The sequence below is a fragment of the Nocardiopsis changdeensis genome, from assembly GCF_018316655.1.
GTDB classification, from domain to species: domain Bacteria; phylum Actinomycetota; class Actinomycetes; order Streptosporangiales; family Streptosporangiaceae; genus Nocardiopsis; species Nocardiopsis changdeensis.
Window position 1 is genome coordinate 3,222,044 of the sequence record NZ_CP074133.1, and the last position, 16,679, is coordinate 3,238,722.

Below are 16,679 nucleotides of genomic sequence, written 5' to 3' on the forward strand. Positions count from 1 at the left end.
ATGCGGGGATGGCCTTTGGTCCTGTCAGCCTGTCAGCCACAGGGAGACCGCCCCGATCACACCGGCGGCACCGGCGACCCCAGCAGCACCGTCACCGGTGCCGCGATCACCGACACCACCCTGATCCCCACCTCCACCGGCGACTTCCCCGTGTGGAACGCCACCGGGCTGCGGAACATCCACCACCGTTTCCCGTTCACCACGAACGGCCACGCCAGCGGAACCCCCGACCTCGTGAGCCAGTCTCCGAGGACGTGCACCAGAGCCCCCGCGAACACCACCGAACCGATCAACCACCACGCCGGTGTCTGCTCGTACCCCAGCATCGCCGCCACCGCCAGTCCTCCGGCGATCCACAGCGTCGCGTGCTTGCGCTTCCTCAGTGAGCCCAGCTTCTTCATCGGCCGCAGCACCGTCCCCAGTCCGAGGGCGACCATCGCGAACACCACCAGGCCCGCACCCAACGGCACCAGCGACACCAGCAGAGCGACCAGCCCGAACACCGCACACGCCGGCACGGTGTGGGTGAGGTACCGGTGCCCGCCCTCCTGCGGATGTCGCCGCTCCACGTCGGTGGCGGTCCTGCGGTACACGGCCTTGGAGGCGTCCCGGAGTTTGCGGGACGCCAGCTCCGTCACCCGTCCCAGCGACCGGCCGACCGTGGACCCGGGCTCGTCCAGGTCCGGGAGCAGAGCCGCGCCGCCGCCGATGAGGGCGCACCACAGGGCGGTGAACGGATCGGTCTGGACGGCGACCGCGACGGCGGCTCCGGCGAGCAGGCCGGTCGCGGCGTGCGAGGTACCCATCATGGGGGGCTCCAAAATGCAGGGGAGGGAAGGGCGCCTTGACTGTCTCTCGGACATACGACAAGAACCCGGATAAATGTGCCAGAAGGTTGTTCGTGAATGCTCCCCGTGCATACGGGAGCCGGGACGACGGACACGACTCCCGAGCCTTCTGCATGAGGTGACGGGCGGCGATCTCGGCGAACCGCGTCTCGGCCCCCTTCGGTGAGGGCGCACAGGCGACCGCGAACCGGCAGGGCGCTCCCCGCCCCGAGGGTGCGCGCCGTCGGTGGTCGGCCCGGCGCGGGTACCGCGTGACCGGCGGCGTTCGGGAGCGGAGAACGGCGGGGCCATGCCACCGCGGCGCGGACGGGCCCGGCGGGCGGATGCGTTCCCGTGGCTCAACCCATCGCCACCAGGAACACCACAGACGGAGAAGACCGCACGGCCGGAGGGGTACCCGGGCAGCGCATCGCTTCACCACGGCACAGGGGGAGGAACGCGGCACTAGTCGGGGTTCAGGACCTCGTCGTTCGCGTGCGTGCCGAACTCGGCGACGCGCACCTCCGCGATGCGCTCGTACCGGCTGATCCGGTCGGCCCACTCCGCGTCGACGCCGAACGCCGCCTTCGCGAAGCCCACCCTCCCGATGGCCTCCGCCAGCTCCGGATCGCCCGGGGCCAGCAGCCGCAGCGGCGCGTCGAGCGCCACGGTGTGCGGCGGCACGAAGAACTCGTCCGGCACCACCGTGCGCGCATGGACGAGTGCGCCCACGGCGACGACCGCGCCGGCCCCCAACCGGGCGCTCTGAAGGACCGTTGCCGCGGTCGCCACATAGGCGCACCTGCCGACCTCGCAGCCCAGCAGCGTGGCGTGCGGCCCGACGAAGACGTGGTCGTGGACGAGCACCGGCTGGTCACCGGCGACCGCGGACGCGCGCAACACCGCGTTCTCGCAGATTACGGCGGCCTCCCCGACCTCGATCCGGGACCCCTCGGAGTCGAGCACCGCGCCGTACATCACCCGGGCTCTGGGGCCCACACGGACGTCACCCACGAGCGTGGCCGTGGGGGCCACGTAGGCGGTGGGATGGACCTGCGGCTCTTGGCCGCGATGCCGGATGCGGATCCCCTGTGCTCCAACGGTCATGAGCGGATTGTCGACCAAGGGGGCGCAGGAGCGCTGGCGGATTTCAGACGCCGCGTTCGCCGGTATCCGTGCCGCCCGCCGCCTGCCGATCCACGGCTCCCATTGCCCGGACCCGATCCATCCGGTAGAAACCCCTGAGAGCCCACCGAGCAAGGCCGGGCGTTTTGTCCGTTTCTTGAAAAGTCATAAAATCGGCCTGTTCCCAGGGGTATCCGCGCAGGTCATTTACTCTGCTCCCCGCGCACGCGGGGATGGTCCCCCCGCCACCCGGCAGGAGGCCGACCGCCTCCACTGCTCCCCGCGCACGCGGGGATGGTCCCCCTGAAGACGGGTTGAGGTTGGGTTGCATGGCCTGCTCCCCGCGCACGCGGGGATGGTCCCGCCTCGGCACTCAACACCCGGTAGACGGTGCCCTGCTCCCCGCGCACGCGGGGATGGTCCCCACCAGACCGGAGAGACGACACCGTGACCGAGCTGCTCCCCGCGCACGCGGGGATGGTCCCTTCCTGGTCGACCGGGCGGGCACCGTCTACGACTGCTCCCCGCGCACGCGGGGATGGTCCCTACTCCAAATTACCGGCGAGTAGGACTCCAAACTGCTCCCCGCGCACGCGGGGATGGTCCCGTCCACCAGGCGCGGACCGCCGCCTACAACGCCTGCTCCCCGCGCACGCGGGGATGGTCCCTGCAACGTCCCCGGTGTCGACCCGGTCTGGAGCTGCTCCCCGCGCACGCGGGGATGGTCCCACGGCGATCCAGGAAGCCGTGGACGCCTACGGCTGCTCCCCGCGCACGCGGGGATGGTCCCCGTGCCGCGCAGCTCAACGAAGCGGTCTTGGACTGCTCCCCGCGCACGCGGGGATGGTCCCCTCAGGGTGAGCACGAGCGGTTCGTCGGGGGTCTGCTCCCCGCGCACGCGGGGATGGTCCCCCGAACCCGGCCACCGGAACCCCACCGGCGGGCTGCTCCCCGCGCACGCGGGGATGGTCCCGGGTCGGGAACGACCCGAGACCGGAGCAGGTGCTGCTCCCCGCGCACGCGGGGATGGTCCCCATGCAGTTCGACGACCACCCCCTGATGCAGGCTGCTCCCCGTGCACGCGGGGATGGTCCCCTTATCTGCGCACTTGTGTGTCACTCATGTATCTGCTCCCCGCGCACGCGGGGATGGTCCCGCGACGACCTTCACCTGGTCGCTGCGCATCATCTGCTCCCCACGCATGCGGGGGGCTTGTGGGCTGGGCCCGGATGTGGGTGAGGGGCCTGCCTGGCGTGAGGGCAGGGCCTTGCGGATGGCCCCGTACGGCCACGGGGGTGTACGAGCGCCCCCGACATGTGGCATGCTCGGATTTGGGCACTCGTCCAAGGCGATCGCCCAAAAACTGGTTCAGGAGGACGCATGACCACACAGCGAGCGCAGGAGGTGCGGGAGCGCCTGCTGGCCGCCGCGGCGGAGCTCATCGCGGAGCGGGGCTGGGCGGGGGTGAGCACCCGGGTCCTGGCCGAGCGGGCCGGGGTGGGGCCCGGGCTGGTCCACTACCACTTCTCCTCCCTGCGCGCCCTGCTCAACGAGGCCGCCCTGCGCACCATGTCCGGCGTCGTCCTCGAAGGCGCCGCCCACCTCCCCGGCACCACCGCCCGAGAGGGCCTCGACCTGATGCTCGGCAAGCTGGACGCCTACTCCGGCGACGACCCCACCTCGGTCCTCTTCATCGAGACCTACCTCGCCGCCGGGCGCGACGCGGAACTGCACCAGGCCCTCACCCGCCTGCTGGCCGACTTCCGCGACCTGCTCGCCGACTGGATGCGCGCCGCCGGCGTCCCCGACCCCGACACCACCGCCCGCGTTCTCGCCTCGGCCGTGGACGGGCTCATGCTGCACCGCCCCCTGGACCCCTCCCTGACCGCCGAGACCGTCGTCCCCGTTCTGCGCAGGCTCCTCGTCGGAGCCGTTGAGGAGTCACGATGAGCACACCCCACGCCGTCATCGCCGGAGCCGGGATCGCCGGCCTGGCCCTGGCCCGGCGCCTGGCCCACCACGACTGGCGGGTCACCGTCGTCGAACGCGCCCCCGGCCCGCGCCCCCAGGGCTACATGATCGACTTCTTCGGCCCCGGCTACGACGCCGCCCGGATCATGGGCCTGCTGCCCCGCCTGCGCGAACTCGGCCACGACTTCTCCGAGGCCGTCCTGGTCGACGAGCGGGGCCGCCGCCGCGCCTCGGTCGGTTTCCAGCGCTTCGCCGAGGCCCTGGGCGGCTCCGTCGTCTCGATCATGCGCCCCGACCTGGAACTGGCCCTGCGCGAGTCCCTCCCGTCCAATGTGGACCTGGTCTACGGCACTGCCCTGACGGGTGTGGAGGAGCACCCCGACGGCGTCGCGGCGCGGCTGTCCGACGGCCGCGTCCTGGAGGCCGACCTGCTCGCCGGAGCCGACGGCATCCACTCCACCGTGCGGAGCCTGGTCTTCGGCCCGGAGGAGGACTACCTGCACCACCTGGGCTTCCACACCGGGGCCTTCGTCTTCGAGGACGCCGCCCTGCACGCCCGCACCCGGCAGCGCTTCCTGCTCACCGACAGCCTCGGCGCCCAGATGGGGTTCTATGCCTTGGAGGGGTCCAAGGTCGCCGTCTTCACCGTGCACCGGACTCGGGACACCACCCTGCCCGAGGACCCCCGCCGGGCCCTGCGCGAGGCCTGCGCGGGCCTGGGCTGGGAGGTGCCCCGGGCGCTGGAGCTGTGCCCCGAGCCCGCGCAGGTCTACTACGACCACGTCGCCCAGGTGCGGATGGACTCCTGGTCCCGGGGCCGGGTGGTGCTCCTCGGGGACGCCTGCCAGGCGGTGTCGCTGCTCGCGGGCCAGGGCGCCTCGATGGGCGTGGGCGGGGCGTTCGTCCTGGCCGAGGAACTCGCCGGGGCGCCCACCCTGCGCGAGGGGCTGGAGCGCTACGAGGCGCGGTGGCGGCCCGTGGTGGAGGAGCGCCAGCGCGCGGCCCTCACCGGGACCTCCTGGTTCCTCCCCGACACCGCGCTGCGCCTCCGGCTGCGCCGCCTGGTCCTGCGGCTGTCGGCCCTGCCCGGGGTGGACCGCCTGGTGGCCTCGGCGGTGTCGGGCAAGCCCAGCCGGGTGATCGGCGACCTGGCCTCCGCCTCCCCGGGCGAGCGCACCGCCCCCTGAGCCCCGGCCGGGACCCGACCGAACGCGCACGCCGACTGTCGGGTCGCGCCGCCCGGGCACCGCATAGCGTTTCCCGCGGACGGGGCACGCCGCCCCGCGACCGTGGTGAGAGGAGACCGCACATGCTGTCCGAGCGCGACGTCGAGGCGTTCGTCCGGGACGGGTACGTCGCCCTGCGCGGCGCGTTCCCCCGCGAACTCGCCGACCGGGGGAGGGAGCTGCTGTGGGCCGACCTGGACTGCGACCCCGGCGACCCGGCCACCTGGACCCGGCCGGTCATCCGGCTCGGCGGCTACCACGACCCGCCGTTCCGCGAGGCCGCGTGCGCCCCCGCGCTGCTCGAGGCGTTCGACGCGCTGGTGGGGGAGGGGCGCTGGCAGCGGCCCGGCGGGCTGGGCACGTTCCCCGTGCGCTTTCCCAGCGAGGAGGACCCCGGGGACGCCGGCTGGCACCTCGACGCCTCGTTCGCCGGAGAGCAGGGGGAGGCCCGGATCAACCTCCGCTCGCGCGGGCGCGCGCTGCTGATGCTCTTCCTGTTCTCCGACGTGGGGCCCGACGACGCACCCACGCGCATCCGGGTGGGCTCGCACCGGGACCTGCCCCGGCTGCTGGCCGACGCGGGCGACGAGGGGCGCGAGTTCATGGACCTGTGCGGCGAGGCGGTACCTGTCAGTGAGGGACGGCCGGAGGCACTGGCCACCGGAGAGGCGGGCGACGTGTTCCTGTGCCACCCGTTCCTCGTGCACAGCGCGCAGCCGCACCGGGGCTCCGTGCCGCGCTTCATGGCCCAGCCCCCGCTGCTCCCGGTGGGGGAGCTCGACCTCGAGGCCGAGCACCCCACCCCGGTGGAGCGCGCCGTCATCGAGGCGCTCCGCGACGGCTGACCCGCGGCGGCCCGGGGGGCGTTGTCCACCGGGCCGCGCGGCAGCCGCCCCGGGCGCGGGTTCACGCGCCGGGGGAGCCGGAGCCCTCGGCCGCGGACGCCTGGTAGAGGTCCGCGTAGGTCGGCGTGTCCTTGATCAGGTCGTCGCAGAAGGCGGCGACGTCGGGGCCGATGAGGTCCATGACCCCGGTGCCCGCTGCGGCCCCCTCCTCGAAGAAGTCGACGATCCCCGAGAGCAGGTCCCCCTCGGCCAGGCCGACCGGCCCGACCTTGAAGTAGTACCTCTGGATCTCCTTGTAGACGATCTGGTAGTCCGGCGGCAGCGCCTTGACCCGCGCCACGTGCGCGCGCCACTGCCGCTTGCCCTCGATGATGTCCTGGACGCCCATGTCAGCCTCCCAGCCGGGCCAGTTTCCTCGCGACGTTCCGGTTCAACTGCTCGCGCCACCGGTCCCGGTGGCTCCGAGCCCCCTCCCCGCCGGCCAGCGCCGCGCAGAAGCCCGCGACGTCGTCGCCCAGGACGTCGCGGACGTCCTGCCCGTCCGCCGCGGTCTCCTCCAGCAGCCCCAGGGCGCCGTCGAAGATCGGCATCAGGTTGCGTCCCGAGAAGTCCGAGTAGGGGTACAGGTGGGCCTTGATCTGCTCCCACGCCTCCCGGTGGCCGGCCGGCAGGGCCGCGGCCCGGGCCTCGAACGCCTTCCACTCCCGGGTGAGGTCGCTGCCCGTCACCGTCTCCCAGAGGTTCATCTCCCGTCCTTCCTGAGCTTCTCGATCCGGTCCGAGACGTAGTCCCACTTGGCCCAGAACGTGGCGAGCTGCGCCCGCCCCGCGTCGTTGAGCGCGTAGAACTTGCGCGGCGGCCCCACCCCGGAGGGCCGTTTCGTCACCTGGACGAGGCCGTTCTTCTCCAGGCGCAGCAGGATGGTGTAGACCGTCCCCTCGACGACGTCGGCGAAGCCGAGCTCGTTCAGCCGCCGCGTGATGGCGTACCCGTAGGTCTCCTCGCCGCCGATGATCTCCAGCACGCAGCCCTCGAGCGTGCCCTTCAGCATCTCCGTCAGGTCTTCCATCGCAGGTCCTCTTCAGTCCTCCTGGTACTTCGTGGCACAGAGTACTACTATAAAGTACCACAAGGTAGCGGTGGACGTGAGGCGAACGGGAGAACCCGGCTCGGGGTCCGGGCGCGGTCGCCGCCCCCTCGGCAATACCTCGGCCGGACCGGCGAGGCGCTCCCGCCGTTCGGGCCCGACATGGCGCAGGATCGGTTGCGGGACCACGGCACGGGGAGGACACCATGACGGAACGGAAGGGCATCCCGGTACGGGCCTGCCTGCTGGGCCTGGCGGCCGGATCGCGGGCCAGCCTGGGCGTGGGGACCGCGCTGCGCACCGTCCCCTGGGGCGGCCGGGCGCTGACCGTCCTGACGGTGCTCGGCACCGCCGCGGAGTTCGTCGGCGACAAGCTCCCCGGAGTCCCCAGCCGCCTGGGCTGGGCGGGGCTCGCCCCCCGCATCGCCAGCGCCGCCGCCGGCGGCGCCCTTCTGGCCCGCGCCGCGGGCGCCCCGGCCCTTCCCGCCGCCCTGATCGCGGGCGCCACCGCCCCCGCGGGGGCCTGGGCGGGCGTCGCCTGGCGCGAGGCGTGGGGCTGCGTCGGCCCGGACACCGCCGGGGCCCTCGTCGAGGACGCCGTCGCGCTCGCCGTCTCCTCGGCCGCCGCCCGGGGCCTGGCCCGCGAGGACTGACCAACGCACCCGGCGCGGACCGGGCGTCCGCCCGCGGACCCGGACGGACGACCGAAAAGCCGGAAGAATCAGGGAATTTCGACCGAACGGCTCCGAACGGTGACTTCGCCATCACAGGTGCGCTGAGCTGCGCCTTTGTGTGCGACGGGGGTGGGATTCCCAGGTCCGGGCCCTCGGGAACCCCTGGGGTTGCGGGAATCCTGGTTCACACCTGCACCTCCCGTCACTCTAAGGTTCGCTCATGATCAACAATCGGAACGGGCGCCCCATCGTGCGAGGCGAGTCCCCCGCCCTGGTCGGCGAACTCCTGGCCGACTTCGAAGCGCGCACAGGGGCCGCGCACACAGCCGCCTTCGACCTGGACGGCGTCCTCCTCGGCCACGCCGGGCACCCCGACGACGAGGCGGCCACGGCGCGCGCCGAGCAGTCGGCCTCCAGCTCCTACATGCTCGCCTCCCTCTCCACCGGGGTGGGCACCACCCTGCCCTCCCTCAGCCGCCCCGGGGGGCTGGGCCGCCCCGACCACCTGCTGCTGCGCTACCGCGGCCGCGACGAGAACGGCCGCCGGCCCTCGCCCTGGTGGGTGCTGGTGGTCCCCGTCCCCGAGTGGGGCGGCCTGGTCACCGAGATCCCGCCGGGCTCCGACGCCTCGGTCACCGCGGTCATGAGCGAGCTGCTGCTGTCCTCCGAGCGCATCCACGCCGCCCTGGCCGAGGCCGGGCTCGTCGGCGGCTGACACGCCCTCCCGGAACGCCGAGGGGCCCCGGCCGTCCGGCCGGGGCCCCTCGGGCCTCGCTTCACGTCCTCACGCGGTGGCCCCGCGCCTGGGCAGGCGCCACTCGGGCCGCGGGAAGTGGCAGGTGTACCCGTTCGGGTACTTCTCCAGGTAGTCCTGGTGCTCCGGCTCGGCCTCCCAGAAGGCCCCCGCCGGCTCGACCTCGGTGACCACCGGGCCCGGCCACAGGCCGGACGCGTTCACGTCGGCGATGGTGTCCTCGGCGACCTTCCTCTGGTCCTCGTCCACGTAGTAGATCGCCGACCGGTAGCTCATCCCGATGTCGTTGCCCTGGCGGTTCAGGGTCGTCGGGTCGTGGATCTGGAAGAAGAACTCCAGCAGCTCCCGGTAGGAGGTCCGCTCCGGGTCGAAGTGGATCTCGATCCCCTCGGCGTGCGTCCCGTGGTTCCGGTAGGTCGCGTTCTCGACGTCGCCCCCGGTGTAGCCCACCCGGGTGTCGACCACCCCGGGGAGCCTGCGGATGAGGTCCTGCATGCCCCAGAAACAGCCTCCGGCCAGGACGGCGCGCTCGGTCGTCATCTGTGACCACCCTTTCTTCGTGCGGCGTCCTTCATAACACCTCCGGGCCGCGGGGAGTTCCCGCCGCCCCGGGCGCGCGGGTGCGGGCCCCGCCACACGGCCGCGGACCCGCTCCCGCCCAGGTGGGGATGCCGTAGAACACAGCGCCGCAGCGGGAATGTCCTAAACATGTGGAAGGTTGGGAGTTTTCCGGGAGAGAATATTTGCACTCCCTGCATCCCCCGCCTGCATCCCCCGCGCACTGACGGACACCACGAACCACAGAGGACACTTGTGACCGGGACACCCACACCATCCGACCGCGCGCCGGAGACCGCCGACACCGGGCCGGAGCCGCGCGCCGACCGCCTGGTCATCCCGTTGCTCCTGGTCTCGGCGTTCGTCGTCATCCTCAACGAGACCATCATGGGCGTGGCCCTGCCCGCGCTCAACAAGGACCTGGGCATCTCCGTCTCCACCGGGCAGTGGCTCACCTCCGCCTTCATGCTGGTGATGGCCGTGGTGATCCCCGCGACCGGCTACCTGCTCCAGCGCTTCCACGTGCGGCAGGTGTTCATCGCCGCCATGTCGCTGTTCACCCTGGGCACCCTGCTGTGCTTCCTGGCGCCGGGCTTCGCGTTCCTGCTCATGGGGCGGGTCGTCCAGGCCGTGGGCACGGCGATCATGATGCCGCTGCTCATGACCACCATCCTCAACACCGTGCCCGCCGAGCGGCGCGGCCGCACCATGGGCAACATCTCCATCGTCATGTCGGTGGCGCCCGCCGTCGGCCCGACGCTGGCCGGCCTCATCCTCAGCGTCCTGGACTGGCGCTGGATGTTCGGCCTGGTGCTGCCCATCGCCCTCCTGGGCCTGACCCTGGGCGCCCTGTTCATCCGCAACGTCACCGAGCCGCGCCCCTCCACCATCGACATGTTCTCGGTGCTGATCTCGGCGTTCGCGTTCGGCGGCCTGGTGTACGGCTTCTCCAGCCTGGGCGGCCACGGCGGCGGCCCGATCCCGCCGCAGCTGGCCATCGGCATCGGCGCGGTGGCGCTGGTGGTGTTCGTGTGGCGGCAGATCCGCCTCCAGCGCGACGAGCGCGCCCTGCTGGACCTGCGCGTGTTCCGCTCCACCCAGTTCTCGATCTCCATCGGGCTGGTCGCGGTCAGCTTCATGGCCCTGTTCGGCACGCTGATCCTGCTGCCGCTGTACATGCAGAACGTGCTGGAGTACGACACCCTGGCCACCGGCCTGGCCCTGCTGCCGGGCGGCCTGACCATGGGCCTGATCGCACCGTTCGTCGGCCGCCTCTACGACAAGCTCGGCCCCCGGCCGCTGGTCATCCCGGGCGCCGCGCTGGTGTCGGCGATCCTGTGGGCGATGACGACGTTCGACACCCAGACCCCGCTCGGGTTCATCATCGCCACCCACGTCATGCTCACCATCGGCCTGGGCCTGATGTTCACGCCGCTGCTCACCGGCGCCCTGGGGTCGCTCACCCCGCAGCTGTACTCGCACGGCAGCGCGGTCGTCGGAACCGTGCAGCAGGTCGCGGGCGCGGCGGGCACGGCCGCGTTCGTCGCGGTGATGGCGGCCTCCACGGCCGGCTACCTGGGCGACGGCCTGCCGGAGACCGAGGCCATGGCGGGCGGCATCCACGTCGCCTTCCTGCTCGGCGCCTCGATCTCGGTGCTGGCGTTCGCGGCCACGTTCTTCGTGCGCCGCGCCGCCGCCGGCACCGGGGAGGTCCCGGCGGCCGCCGCCGCGCACTAGCCGCACCACGCCACGGCCGGCTCCCCACCGGGAGCCGGCCGTTCGCGTGCCCGGGACCGGACGCCGGGATCGGTTCCCCCCGCCGTGTCGGCTTCGTTCCGCCGTGCCCCCGTCGCAGACTGTGGGGAGCCGTCGCCCACGGCCGCGCAGATCACGGAGGGGGCACCCGCAGTGGACGTCACGATCACCCTGCACGTCGACGGCCGCGAGCACGAGCTCACCGTCGACACCCGCACGGGGCTGCTGGACGCCCTGCGCGACCGGCTGGGGGAGACCTCGCCCAAGAAGGGGTGCGACCACGGGCAGTGCGGCGCCTGCACCGTCCTGGTGGACGGCCGCCGCATCCTGTCCTGCCTCGCGCTGGCCGTCGCCCACGACGGAGCGGAGGTGACCACCGCCGCCGGGCTGGCCCCGCCGGGCCGGCTGCACCCGGTGGCCCGCGCCTTCGTCGACCGCGACGCCCTCCAGTGCGGCTACTGCACCCCGGGGCAGGTGTGCTCGGCCGTCGGCGTCATCGACGAGGCCGCCCGCGGCTGGCCCAGCCTCGTCACCGGGGACACCGGGGACACCGGGGATACCGGGGAAGGGGCGCCGGTCCCGCTGGACCGCGAGGAGATCCGCGAGCGCATGAGCGGCAACCTGTGCCGCTGCGGGGCCTACCCCCGCATCGTCGAGGCGGTCGAGGAGGCGGCACGGTGAGGCCCTTCGACTACAGCCGGCCGACGGACGCCGCCGCGGCGGTCGCCGAGGTCTCGGCCGATCCCGGGGCCGCCTACCTGGCGGGCGGCACCAACCTGGTCGACCACCTCCGGCTGGGCGTCGAACGCCCCGGCCGCCTCGTCGACCTGCGGTCCCTGCTCGACGACGGCGTCGAGGAGCTGCCCGGGGGAGGGCTGCGGATCGGCGCCGGGACGCCCAACGCCGACCTGGCCGCCCACCCCCTGGTCCGCCGGCGCCACCCGATGCTGTCGGCCGCCCTGCTCTCGGGCGCCTCCGGGCAGGTGCGCAACGCCGCCACCACCGGCGGCAACCTGCTCCAGCGCACCCGGTGCCCCTACTTCCGGAACCCCGCCACCCCCTGCGACAAGCGCGAACCGGGGACGGGGTGCTCCGCACTGGAGGGGCACGGCCGCCACAACGCGGTCCTGGGCGCCTCCCGCCACTGCGTCGCCGTCCACCCCTCGGACATGGCGGTGGCGCTCACCGCCCTCGACGCGCGGGTGCGCGTCCTGGGCCCCGGCGGCGAACGCGTCGTCCCCATGCCCGGCCTGCACCGCCTGCCCGGCGAGGAGCCGCACCGCGACACCGTGCTGGAGCACGGGGAGCTCATCACCGCGGTGGACCTGCCCGACCCGCCCGGCGGGCAGCGCTCGGCCTACCGCAAGGTGCGCGACCGGGCCTCCTTCGCCTTCGCCCTGGTGTCGGTGGCCGCCGCGCTGGAGGTCGACGGCGGCCGCGTGCGGCGGGTCCGGCTGGCCCTGGGGGGCGTGGCGCACGCCCCCTGGCGCGCCCGCCGCGCCGAGGAGGCCCTGACCGGCGGCCCCGCCACCGAGGACGCCTTCCGCGAGGCGGCCCGCGCCGAACTCGCCGACGCCCGCACCGGGCCCGACAACGCCTTCAAACCGGGGCTGGCGGTCTCCACCGTCACCGCCGTGCTGCGCGACCTGGCCGGGGAGGGGGACCGGTGAGCGGGCGGGACGGAACGCGCGCCCTGGGACTGCCGCTCGCCCGGCTGGAGGGCGCCGACAAGGTCACCGGCCGGGCGCCCTACGCCTACGAGCACCCCCTGCCCGACCCCCTGTACCTGCACCCCGTGACCTCGACCGTCGCTCGGGGGCGGATCACCTCCGTCGACGCCTCCGCCGCCCGCGGCACGGACGGGGTCCGCCTCGTGCTGACCCACACCACCGCCGAGCGCCTCGCGGACACCGAGGACCGCGAGTTCGCCGTCCTGCAGTCCGACCGGGTGGCCTTCCACGGGCAGCTCGTCGCCGCCGTGGTCGCCGACACCCCCGAGACGGCCCGCGAGGCGGCCGCCCTGGTGCGGGTGGACTACGCGGTCGAGCCGCACGACGTGGTCCTCACCGCCGACCACCCGGGCCTGTACCGCCCCGAGGACGAGGACGACCCGGCCGACACCGAGCAGGGCGACCCCGACGCCGAGCTGGCCCGGGCCCCGGTCGTCGTCGACCGCACCTACCGCACCCCCATGGAGCACAACAACCCCATGGAGCCCCACACCACCGTCGCCGTGTGGGACGGCGACGGTGGCGGGCTGACGCTGTACGACTCCACCCAGGGCGCCCACCCGGTCCGGGAGACGGTCGCCGGGGTGCTCGGCCTGGACCCCGCACGGGTCCGGGTGGTGTCCCCGCACGTGGGCGGCGGGTTCGGGTCCAAGGGGTCGGCGCACGCGCACAACATCCTCGCCGCCATGGCCGCCCGGGAGCTGCCGGGCCGGCCGGTCAAGTTCGCGCTGACCCGACCGCAGATGTTCTCCCTGGCCGGGCACCGGACACCGACCGTCCAGCGGGTGCGCCTGGCCGCCGAGCGCGACGGCCGCATCCGCGCCCTGGTCCACGACTCGGTGGAGCACACCTCCACGGTCAAGGAGTTCACCGAGGGCAGCGCGGCGGTCTCGCGCATGATGTACGCCGCGCCCCACCGCCGCACCACCCAGCGCCTGGCCCCGCTCGACGTGCCCATCCCCTTCTGGATGCGGGCCCCCGGCGAGGCGCCCGGGATGTACGCCCTGGAGTCGGCCATGGACGAGCTGGCCCAGGCCTGCGGGATCGACCCCGTCGAGCTGCGCCTGCGCAACGAGCCGGAGACCGACCCGCGCACCGGCGAGCCCTGGTCGGACCGCCGGCTGGCCCGGTGCCTGCGCGAGGGCGCCGAACGGTTCGGCTGGGCCGGCCGCGACCCCGCGCCCGGGACCCGCCGGGAGGGCCGCTGGAGGGTGGGCACCGGGGTGGCCGCCGCCGTCTACCCGCACCTGTACAACCCCGGCTCCGCCGCCGAGATCGGCTACGACGGGGACCGCTACACGGTGGACATCGGAGCCGCCGACATCGGCACCGGGTCGCGCACCGCGCTCACGCAGATCGCGGCCCAGGCGCTGGAGCGGCCGGTGGAGGAGGTGCTGCTGCGCCTGGGCGACACCGACCTGCCCCCGGCCACGGTGGCCGGCGGCTCCAGCGGCACCGCGTCCTGGAGCGCGGCCGTGCTCGCCGCCGCGGCGGCCTTCCGGGAGGAGCACGGGGCCGACCCCCGGCCCGGGGCCCGGGCCCGCGCCGCGGCCCCGGAGGACACGGTGGCGCCGGGCCGCGCGGTGGCCTCGTTCGGGGCCCACTTCGCCGAGGTGCGGGTGGACGCCGACACCGGGGAGGTCCGGGTGCCGCGCATGCTGGGGGTGTTCTCGGTGGGCCGGGTGGTCAACCCGCGCACCGCGCGCTCCCAGTTCGTGGGCGGCATGGTCATGGGGATGTCGATGGCGCTCCACGAGCGCAGCGTCCTGGACCCCCGTTTCGGGCACGTGGTCAACGCCGACCTCGCCGAGTACCACGTCGCCGTCAACGCCGACGTGGGCGAGGTGGAGGCCCACTGGCTGGAGGGCGAGGACCCCTCGGCCGGCCCCCTGGGGCTGCGCGGGGTCGGGGAGATCGGCATCGTCGGCACCGCGGCGGCCATCGCCAACGCCGCCCACCACGCCACCGGGGTCCGCGTCAGGGACCTGCCGCTCACCCCGGACCGGTTCGCGGGCTGAGGGCGGGACGGGGCCGCCGGGTGTCCCGGGGCCCCGGGGCGGGTAGACGGCCCTGAGCGACCGGACACAGCGGAGGGAACCGACATGGAACGGCTGATCGACCTGCACGGCACCGCCCTGGAGGAGTTCGACCGGCGGGTGCGCCTGATCCGGATGACCGACTGGGCGCTGCCCACCCCCTGCTCCGACTGGGACGTCCACGATCTGGTCGACCACCTGACCACCGAGCAGCTGTGGGTGCCGCCGCTGTTGGAGGGCCGCACCCCCGAGGAGGTCGGCGACCGCTTCGACGGCGACGTCCTGGGCGAGGAGCCGCTCGCCGTCTGGGAGGTGGCGGCCCGGGAGGCCCGCACCGCCTGGCTGGCGCCCTCCGCGCAGAACCGCACCGTCCACCTGTCGTTCGGCGACGCCCCGGCGGAGCTGTACCTGTGGCAGATGACCTTCGACCTGGGCGTGCACGCCTGGGACCTGGCCCGGGCGCTGGGCGCCGACGAGAACCTGGACCCCGACCTGGTCGCCGAGCTCTACGGCTGGGCCCGGCGCCAGGACTTCGGCCCGGGGCCGATGTTCGACGCGCCCGTGGAGGTGGGGGAGGAGGCCGGGACCCAGGAGCGCCTGCTGGCCCTGGCCGGCCGCGCGCTGTGACCCCGCCGCGGGCCGGGGCCGCCACCGCTCCCGGCGTGTGCGCTCAGGGCAGGTGGGCGGCCACGGCGGCGACGGCCGCGGCCAGGGCGGGGGCGAACAGGTGCGGGCGGGGCGCACCGTAGCCGATCACCATCGCCGGACCCCGCTCCGGCGCACCGGACCCGAACGAGGCCAGCCCCTCCAGCGCCAGCCCCCGTCGCGCAGCCTCGGCCGACACGGCCGCCTCCGACACCCCCGCGGGCAGCTCCAGCGGGCAGTGCAGCCCCGCCTCGGGCCCCGACAGGGAGCAGCCGGGCAGCCCGGCGACGGCCGCGGCCACCGCCCGCCGCCGGTCCCGGTGGACGGCCCGGGCCCGGCGCACCGCCAGGTCGTAGCGGTGCGAGGTGATCAGGTCCGCCAGCGCCAGCTGCCCCGGGACGTGGTGGCCCGCCCCCGACAGCTCGCGCAGCCCCACCAGCTCGGGCACCAGCCCCGCGGGCGCCACCGCCCAGGCCGTCCCCAGGCCCGGGGCCAGCGACTTGCTGGCCGTGCCCAGGTAGACGACGCGGTCGGGGGCCAGCGCCTGCACCGCGCCCACCGCCCGGCGGTCGTAGCGGAACTCGCCGTCGTAGTCGTCCTCCAGCACCAGGGCGTCCCGCCGCTGCGCCCACCGCACCAGCGCCCGGCGCCGCTCGGGTGAGAGCACCGCCCCCGTCGGGAACTGGTGGGCCGGGGTGAGCAGCACCGCCCCCACATCCAGCCCCTCCAGCGCCGCCACGTCAGCGCCGTCGGCGTCCACCGGCACCGGTACCGGCTCCAGCCCGTGGGCGGCCGCGATGCGCCGGTGCCGCCCGTGCCCGTACGCCTCCACCGCGATGCGCCGGGCCCCGCGCCGGGCCAGCGCCCGGCACAGCAGCGCCAGCAGGTCACCGAAACCGTGCCCCACCACCACGTTCTCCGCGCGGGCGCGCACGCCGCGCGCCCGCGCCGTGTACCCCGCCAGGGCCTCGCGCAGCGGTGCCGCCCCGCGCGGGTCGGGGTAGTCGAAGGCGTCGGCGGGCGCGGACTCCACGGCCCGGCGCAGCGCCGCCGCCCACTCCCCGCGCGGGAACGCCGACGGGTCGGGGATGCCGCCGCGCAGGTCCAGGGCGGGCGGCGGCGGTGGCTCGGCGTCGGCGCCCGCGGGCGGCGGCCCGGGGCGGCGGGCCACCCAGGTGCCCGCCCCCACACGCGACTCCAGCCACCCCTCGGCGGCCAGCCGCCCGTACACCTCGGCCACGGTGTTGCGGGCGATGCCCAGGTCGGCGCCGAGCGTGCGCGAGGACGGCAGCCGGGTCCCGGCGGGCAGGCGCCCCCCGGTGACGGCGGCGCGCAGCTCCCGCTCCAGGGACCGGGCCACCCGGGTCCCGCCGACCTCCACGTGCAGATCGATCCCGGAAATGGCCCATGTTCTCTCCATGGGATCGCACTGTAGCGGTGGGCCGA

General features: G+C 74.4%; 17 protein-coding genes and 2 CRISPR repeat arrays (1 of these 19 cut by a window edge). Of the genes, 10 read left to right on the plus strand and 7 right to left on the minus strand.

Translation table 11 applies throughout. The features are described from left to right. Positions 1 to 16: a CRISPR direct-repeat array (repeat unit 29 nt); it begins 745 nt to the left of the window's first position. Positions 17 to 56: 40 nt separating this feature from the next. Then, a complete protein-coding gene (locus KGD84_RS14435; protein WP_220560859.1) occupies positions 57 to 809 on the minus strand; it encodes a metal-dependent hydrolase in 753 nt (250 codons plus the stop codon). A gap of 483 nt (positions 810 to 1,292) precedes the next feature. Beyond that, complete coding sequence (locus KGD84_RS14440; protein ID WP_220560860.1) at positions 1,293 to 1,934, minus strand: gamma carbonic anhydrase family protein; 642 nt, start codon at positions 1,932 to 1,934, stop codon at positions 1,293 to 1,295. 230 nt (positions 1,935 to 2,164) lie between these two features. After that, a CRISPR array of direct repeats spans positions 2,165 to 3,108; the repeat unit is 29 nt; unit sequence CTGCTCCCCGCGCACGCGGGGATGGTCCC. 224 nt (positions 3,109 to 3,332) lie between these two features. Between KGD84_RS14440 and KGD84_RS14445 the strand changes: the two genes are divergently transcribed. The 3 genes from KGD84_RS14445 to KGD84_RS14455 all read left to right on the plus strand — a co-directional run bounded on the left by KGD84_RS14445 (position 3,333) and on the right by KGD84_RS14455 (position 5,994). Then, entirely contained in the window at positions 3,333 to 3,902 is a 570-nt protein-coding gene (locus KGD84_RS14445) for a TetR/AcrR family transcriptional regulator (RefSeq protein WP_220560861.1), read from the plus strand. Then, positions 3,899 to 5,110 (plus strand): FAD-dependent monooxygenase, encoded by a 1,212-nt coding sequence (locus KGD84_RS14450; protein ID WP_220560863.1) that lies wholly within the window; start codon positions 3,899 to 3,901, stop codon positions 5,108 to 5,110. The genes KGD84_RS14445 and KGD84_RS14450 overlap by 4 nt, the downstream gene beginning before the upstream one ends. Positions 5,111 to 5,232: 122 nt before the next feature. After that, positions 5,233 to 5,994 carry a phytanoyl-CoA dioxygenase family protein gene (locus KGD84_RS14455; RefSeq protein ID WP_220560864.1) on the plus strand — a complete coding sequence of 254 codons (762 nt, stop codon included), beginning with the start codon at positions 5,233 to 5,235 and terminating at the stop codon, positions 5,992 to 5,994. A gap of 61 nt (positions 5,995 to 6,055) precedes the next feature. On the opposite strand, the gene KGD84_RS14460 is transcribed toward KGD84_RS14455, so the two are convergent. Genes KGD84_RS14460 through KGD84_RS14470 form a run of 3 tightly spaced genes read right to left on the minus strand, consistent with a single transcriptional unit; the run spans position 6,056 to position 7,063 of the window. Then, complete coding sequence (locus tag KGD84_RS14460) at positions 6,056 to 6,382, minus strand: DUF1048 domain-containing protein (protein WP_220560865.1); 327 nt, start codon at positions 6,380 to 6,382, stop codon at positions 6,056 to 6,058. Position 6,383: 1 nt separating this feature from the next. Continuing rightward, positions 6,384 to 6,740, minus strand: coding sequence for a DUF1048 domain-containing protein (locus KGD84_RS14465; protein ID WP_220560866.1), 357 nt, complete (start codon positions 6,738 to 6,740; stop codon positions 6,384 to 6,386). Next, the gene (locus KGD84_RS14470; RefSeq protein ID WP_220560867.1) at positions 6,737 to 7,063 is read right to left on the minus strand and encodes a PadR family transcriptional regulator; all 327 of its coding nucleotides are present in this window, start codon (positions 7,061 to 7,063) and stop codon (positions 6,737 to 6,739) included. The genes KGD84_RS14465 and KGD84_RS14470 overlap by 4 nt, the downstream gene beginning before the upstream one ends. A gap of 224 nt (positions 7,064 to 7,287) precedes the next feature. Between KGD84_RS14470 and KGD84_RS14475 the strand changes: the two genes are divergently transcribed. Together KGD84_RS14475 and KGD84_RS14480 are read left to right on the plus strand one after the other, a co-directional pair. Further along, positions 7,288 to 7,734 (plus strand): hypothetical protein, encoded by a 447-nt coding sequence (locus tag KGD84_RS14475; RefSeq protein WP_220560868.1) that lies wholly within the window; start codon positions 7,288 to 7,290, stop codon positions 7,732 to 7,734. A 241-nt stretch (positions 7,735 to 7,975) separates the two neighbouring features. Then, a complete protein-coding gene (locus KGD84_RS14480) occupies positions 7,976 to 8,470 on the plus strand; it encodes a hypothetical protein (RefSeq protein ID WP_220560869.1) in 495 nt (164 codons plus the stop codon). A gap of 69 nt (positions 8,471 to 8,539) precedes the next feature. On the opposite strand, the gene msrA is transcribed toward KGD84_RS14480, so the two are convergent. After that, on the minus strand, positions 8,540 to 9,049 hold the full coding sequence (gene msrA / locus KGD84_RS14485; RefSeq protein ID WP_220560870.1) for a peptide-methionine (S)-S-oxide reductase MsrA: 510 nt from the start codon (positions 9,047 to 9,049) through the stop codon (positions 8,540 to 8,542). A gap of 273 nt (positions 9,050 to 9,322) precedes the next feature. On the opposite strand from msrA, the gene KGD84_RS14490 reads away from it, so the two are divergent. From KGD84_RS14490 to KGD84_RS14510, 5 genes are all read left to right on the plus strand, one after another. Continuing rightward, a complete protein-coding gene (locus tag KGD84_RS14490) occupies positions 9,323 to 10,804 on the plus strand; it encodes an MDR family MFS transporter (RefSeq protein ID WP_370634498.1) in 1,482 nt (493 codons plus the stop codon). Positions 10,805 to 10,975: 171 nt separating this feature from the next. Next, on the plus strand, positions 10,976 to 11,503 hold the full coding sequence (locus KGD84_RS14495; protein ID WP_220560872.1) for a (2Fe-2S)-binding protein: 528 nt from the start codon (positions 10,976 to 10,978) through the stop codon (positions 11,501 to 11,503). Continuing rightward, positions 11,500 to 12,492: an FAD binding domain-containing protein gene (locus KGD84_RS14500; protein WP_220560874.1), complete on the plus strand. Its 993-nt coding sequence runs from the start codon at positions 11,500 to 11,502 to the stop codon at positions 12,490 to 12,492. Before KGD84_RS14495 ends, KGD84_RS14500 begins: the two co-directional genes overlap by 4 nt. Further along, complete coding sequence (locus tag KGD84_RS14505; RefSeq protein WP_220560876.1) at positions 12,489 to 14,570, plus strand: xanthine dehydrogenase family protein molybdopterin-binding subunit; 2,082 nt, start codon at positions 12,489 to 12,491, stop codon at positions 14,568 to 14,570. Before KGD84_RS14500 ends, KGD84_RS14505 begins: the two co-directional genes overlap by 4 nt. A gap of 84 nt (positions 14,571 to 14,654) precedes the next feature. Further along, on the plus strand, positions 14,655 to 15,215 hold the full coding sequence (locus tag KGD84_RS14510; protein ID WP_220560878.1) for a TIGR03086 family metal-binding protein: 561 nt from the start codon (positions 14,655 to 14,657) through the stop codon (positions 15,213 to 15,215). Positions 15,216 to 15,258: 43 nt separating this feature from the next. Here KGD84_RS14510 and pdxR read toward each other — a convergent pair whose 3' ends face one another. Then, a complete protein-coding gene (pdxR, locus tag KGD84_RS14515) occupies positions 15,259 to 16,653 on the minus strand; it encodes a MocR-like pyridoxine biosynthesis transcription factor PdxR (RefSeq protein ID WP_220560880.1) in 1,395 nt (464 codons plus the stop codon). Positions 16,654 to 16,679: the final 26 nt, after the last annotated feature.